The organism is Exiguobacterium sp. SH5S4 (assembly GCF_004337045.1).
In the GTDB taxonomy this organism is placed as follows: Bacteria; Bacillota; Bacilli; order Exiguobacteriales; family Exiguobacteriaceae; genus Exiguobacterium; species Exiguobacterium aurantiacum_A.
The window spans coordinates 1-295 of sequence record NZ_SJUQ01000092.1 but is presented as its reverse complement, the minus strand read 5'-3'; the positions used below and the strand labels follow the sequence as shown (position 1 = coordinate 295).

The following is a 295-nucleotide window of genomic DNA, read 5'->3' as shown; positions in this document are numbered from 1 at the left end:
GCTCCTAGTGCCAAGGCATCCACCGTACGCCCTTTCTACCTTGATCTAGCGTTTCTAAGACACACGGTCCGAACGGACCATGCATATTTTTCTTGGTTTGATGTCTTGATGAATCTTCAGTTTTCAAAGAACAATCGAGGGACGAACCCTCAAAACTGAACGATGGGCATGCCACATGGGCATTTTCCTTAGAAAGGAGGTGATCCAGCCGCACCTTCCGATACGGCTACCTTGTTACGACTTCACCCCAATCATCTGTCCCACCTTCGGCGGCTGGCTCCTTGCGGTTACCTCA

1 rRNA gene is annotated in these 295 nt (G+C 50.5%); it reads right to left on the bottom strand.

The annotated features are described in order from the left end of the window. Window positions 1-192: 192 nt before the first annotated feature. Window positions 193-295 (bottom strand): 16S ribosomal RNA (locus tag EVJ32_RS16105); the annotation flags it as partial.